The sequence below is a fragment of the Cellulomonas septica genome (assembly GCF_012396155.1).
In the GTDB taxonomy this organism is placed as follows: Bacteria; Actinomycetota; Actinomycetes; order Actinomycetales; family Cellulomonadaceae; genus Cellulomonas; species Cellulomonas septica.
Map to the genome: position 1 here is coordinate 1 of NZ_JAAXOY010000300.1, position 4273 is coordinate 4273.

A 4273-nucleotide genomic window follows, 5' to 3' on the forward strand; every position below is an offset into this window, starting at 1 on the left:
GGCACCGCCGGACGGGACGTCGCGACGCACCCGGCGGGGCGCGCGAGGACCGCCCGGCGGGGCCGCGCGGTGGCGCCCCGGTGAACGATGCGTGACACCGTCGCGTGTCGTGCGTCGCATGTCGGTGGGCGGGGTTAGTTTCCGCGTAGAGGACGGCGACCGCCGTCCCCGGGAGGCCAGCCCATGGAGCATCCGCTCCGGGAGGAGGGTCGGTCCCGGCCCTCACGCACCGGGCCGGCCGCCCCCGTCCCGCCGCCGATCGTCGGCCCCCTCCGCCCGCGCGAGCGGGCTGCCGTCGTGAAGCGTCCGTCTCGGCGCACCTAGCGCCGGAGGGAGCCTGCCGTGGTCAGCAACGCACAGCACACCCCGGGCACGTCGCACGGAACCGAGGCCCCGGACACGTCCGGGCGCATCACCTACGTGCTCGACACCTCGGTGCTCCTGTCCGACCCGCGGGCGATCCTGCGCTTCGCCGAGCACGACGTCGTCCTCCCGGTCGTCGTCATCACCGAGCTCGAGGCCAAGCGGCACCACGCCGAGCTCGGCTACTTCGCCCGCAGCGCGCTGCGCATGCTCGACGACCTGCGCATCAAGCACGGCCGGCTCGACCACCCCCTGCCGATGACCGACCAGGGCGGCACGCTCTGCGTCGAGCTCAACCACACCGACCCGGGCGCGCTGCCCGCGGGCTTCCGGCTCGGCGACAACGACACCCGCATCCTGGCCGTCGCGGCGAACCTGGCCGCCGAGGGCCGCGACGTCACCGTCGTCTCCAAGGACCTGCCCATGCGGGTCAAGGCGTCCGCGGTCGGCCTGCGCGCCGAGGAGTACCGCGCCGAGCTCGCGGTCGACTCCGGCTGGACCGGGATGGACGCGCTCGACCTCACCGAGCAGCAGATGGCGGACCTCTGGGAGCACGAGTCGCTCGCGCTCGCGGACGTCGCCGACTACGACTCGTCGGGCCTCGTCACGGCGCCGCGCGACCTGCCCTGCCACACCGGGCTCGTCCTGCACAGCCCGCGCGGGTCGGCGCTCGGACGCGTCACCGCCGACAAGCACGTGCAGCTCGTGCGCGGCGACCAGGACGTCTTCGGGGTGCACGGCCGCTCCGCCGAGCAGCGCGTCGCGATCGACCTGCTGCTCGACGAGGAGGTCGGCATCGTCTCGCTCGGCGGCCGCGCCGGCACCGGCAAGTCCGCGCTCGCGCTGTGCGCCGGTCTCGAGGCCGTGCTCGAGCGCCGCCAGCACCGCAAGGTCATGGTGTTCCGCCCGCTGTACGCCGTCGGCGGCCAGGAGCTCGGCTACCTGCCCGGCAGCGAGGCCGAGAAGATGAGCCCCTGGGCGCAGGCGGTCTTCGACACGCTCGGCGCGCTCGTGTCGAAGGAGGTCGTCGAGGAGGTCCTCGACCGCGACATCCTCGAGGTGCTGCCGCTCACGCACATCCGCGGGCGCTCGCTGCACGACGCGTTCGTCATCGTCGACGAGGCCCAGTCCCTCGAGCGCAACGTGCTGCTCACGGTGCTGTCGCGCATCGGCCAGTCGTCGCGCGTCGTCCTCACGCACGACGTCGCGCAGCGCGACAACCTGCGCGTCGGGCGGCACGACGGGATCGCCGCCGTGATCGAGGCGCTCAAGGGGCACCCGCTGTTCGCGCACGTGACCCTCACCCGCTCCGAGCGCTCGCCCGTCGCCGCGCTCGTCACGGAGCTGCTGGAGGGCATCGAGGTCTGACGGTCCGACGACGGCCGGCCGCGGAGCAGCATCGCGGCCGGCCGTCGCGTGTCCGGGGGCCGCTGCACCGCGCCGTGCGGTGCCGCTGCCGAGCCGGCGAAAAGTCGCCCGCGGAACCGCCCGTGCGAGACCCGGGCGATCACTACGCTGCGCACGTCGGACCGCGAGACCGGCACGGACGCCGCTCTCGCACACCCCTCCAGGAGGCCCTCCATGACCGCTCCCGTCGCGACCGGCACCAGCCCGAAGCTGCTGCTCCCCACGGTCCTGCTCTGCTTCTTCCTCGGCACGCTCGGTGTGCACCGCTTCTTCGTCGGGAAGATCGGCACCGGCGTCCTCATGCTCGTGACCCTCGGTGGCCTCGGCATCTGGACCCTCATCGACCTCGTCATCCTCATCATCGGCAAGTTCACCGACAAGGAGGGCCGCGTCCTCACGCAGTGGACGTGACCTGCTGACGACGCACGACGGCCCCCGACCGCGCTGGTCGGGGGCCGTCGTGCTGCCGGGCGGGGTCGTCCGCCCCGGTGCGGGGTCAGCCCTCGACGAGGCGCCCGTCCGCGATCCGCAGCACGCGGTCGGCGAGCGACATCATGAGCGGGTCGTGGGTCGAGACGATCGCCGTCATGCCCTCGGCCTCGACGACGGCCCGCAGCAGCGCCATCACGGCCGTGCCGGTCTCGGTGTCGAGCTGCCCGGTCGGCTCGTCGGCGACCAGCAGGCGCGGCGAGTTCGCGAGCGCGCGTGCGATCGCGACGCGCTGCTGCTGACCGCCCGACATCTCGCCGGGCCGCTGCTGCGCGTGCGAGCCCAGCCCGACGAGGTCGAGCAGCAGCTCGACGCGGGCCTCGCGGTCCGCGGTGGGCAGCCTGCGCAGCCGCAGGGGCACGCCGACGTTCTCCGCCGCCGACAGCACGGGCACGAGCCCGAACGTCTGGAAGACGAACGACACGACGTCGCGGCGCAGCTTGACGAGGCCGCCCTCGTCGAGCGCCGACACCTCGCGCCCGTCGACGACCACGCGGCCCTCGTCGGGCTTGTCGAGCCCGCCGATGATGTTGAGCAGCGTCGTCTTGCCCGAGCCCGAGCGTCCGACGAGCGCGACGAGCTCGCCCGGCGCGATCGTGAACGACACGTCCTGGAGCGCGTGCACCGCGGCGCTCCCCGTGCCGTACGTGCGGCCGACGTGCTCGACGCTGACGAGCGGGACGCCGGCCGGTGCGGCGCCGCCCCGGAGGGCCGTGGTCGTGGTGGTCACTGCTGCTCCTCGTGGGCGGGGACGGCGCGGTGGCGACCGGTGCGCGTCGGGGGCTCCTGCGGGCGGTCCGGCGGCAGGCGGTCGGGCCACACGCTCACGTGCGACGACTCGAGCGCGAGGCGGACCTTGCCGACCAGGTCGAGCGCCTCGCGGTACTCGCGCGGGAGCTGGACGCGGCCCGCGCGGTCGAGGACCGCGAACTCCTCGGCGACGACGTGCTCGGTGCCGTCGTCGGCGGTGTGCGTGCGCCGCACGACCTCGGAGCTGGTCCGGCCGTCGCGGATCGCGACCGTGCGCTGCACGTGCTCGCTGACGCTCGAGTCGTGCGTGACGACGACGACCGTCGTGCCGAGCTCGCGGTTCACGGTCCGCAGGCCCTCGAGGACGTCGTGCGACGTGGCGGTGTCGAGCTCGCCGGTCGGCTCGTCGGCGAACAGCACCTGGGGGCTGTTGGCGAGCGCGACCGCGATCGCGACGCGCTGCTGCTCGCCGCCCGACATCTGCGACGGGCGGCGGTCGGCGCAGTAGCCGACGCCGAGCACGTCGAGGAGCTCCGCCGCCCGCGCGCGCCGCACCCGGCGCCGCGCACCCGCGAGGGCGAGGGGGAACTCCACGTTCTCCGCCGCGGTGAGGTACGGGACGATGTTGCGGGCCGTCTGCTGCCAGACGAACCCGACCATCGACCGCCGGTACGCGACGCGCTGCTTGGCCGACATCGACATGAGGTCCCACGGCCCGACGCGCACCCGGCCGGCCGTCGGCACGTCGAGGCCGGACAGCACGGACAGCAGGGTCGACTTGCCCGAGCCCGAGGCGCCGACGATCGCGACGAGCTCACCCTGCTCGACGAGCAGGTCGAGGCCCTGCAGCGCCTGCACCTCGACGCCCTCGGACTGGTAGATGCGGACCAGGGAGTCGCACACGATGAGCGCGTCCTCCCCGAACGCGCCGGTCCGCTGCCGGGCGCGCTCCTCCAGCGTGCCCAGCGTCGGCGCGAGTGCCGTCGGCGTGGCGTTCACGAGGACCTCCGAGGGGGACGGGGCAGGGGCGGGGCGGACGGGACGGGTGGGGCGGCGGCGCGCCGCGGTGGGGCGGTCATCGTTCACCGACCCGCAGGACCTCGCCGAGCCGGTCGCGACGGCGCACGGCCGACTCGACGAGCACGGCGGCGACCAGGCTCACGGCGATGACGGCGGCCGCACCCGCGACGGGCACCCACGTGAGCCGCAGCTCGGCGGTGCCGGGCGCGCCGGTCAGCAGGTCGAGCCCGAGCGCGTCGGTCAG

General features: G+C 74.5%; 5 protein-coding genes. 2 read left to right on the top strand and 3 right to left on the bottom strand.

Features of this window, described 5'->3' with window-relative positions:
* Positions 1–342 precede the first annotated feature (342 nt).
* Both phoH2 and HGA02_RS11965 read left to right on the top strand, forming a co-directional pair.
* Positions 343–1731, top strand: coding sequence for an RNA 5'-3' helicase PhoH2 (phoH2, locus tag HGA02_RS11960; protein ID WP_343035456.1), 1389 nt, complete (start codon positions 343–345; stop codon positions 1729–1731).
* A gap of 213 nt (positions 1732–1944) precedes the next feature.
* On the top strand, positions 1945–2181 hold the full coding sequence (locus HGA02_RS11965) for a TM2 domain-containing protein (protein ID WP_124343078.1): 237 nt from the start codon (positions 1945–1947) through the stop codon (positions 2179–2181).
* Positions 2182–2266: 85 nt separating this feature from the next.
* Here HGA02_RS11965 and HGA02_RS11970 read toward each other — a convergent pair whose 3' ends face one another.
* The 3 genes from HGA02_RS11970 to HGA02_RS11980 all read right to left on the bottom strand — a co-directional run.
* Entirely contained in the window at positions 2267–2989 is a 723-nt protein-coding gene (locus HGA02_RS11970; protein WP_168679195.1) for an ATP-binding cassette domain-containing protein, read from the bottom strand.
* Positions 2986–3975 (bottom strand): ABC transporter ATP-binding protein, encoded by a 990-nt coding sequence (locus tag HGA02_RS11975; RefSeq protein ID WP_200829720.1) that lies wholly within the window; start codon positions 3973–3975, stop codon positions 2986–2988. Before HGA02_RS11975 ends, HGA02_RS11970 begins: the two co-directional genes overlap by 4 nt.
* 109 nt (positions 3976–4084) lie before the next feature.
* On the bottom strand, positions 4085–4273 hold a 189-nt coding region (locus HGA02_RS11980), incomplete at its 5' end, for a hypothetical protein (RefSeq protein WP_168679196.1).

Coding starts and splice junctions, on each gene's coding strand:
- HGA02_RS11965 (WP_124343078.1), top strand. CDS start 1,945: ATGACCGCTCCCGTCGCGACCGGCACCAGCCCGAAGCTGCTGCTCCCC.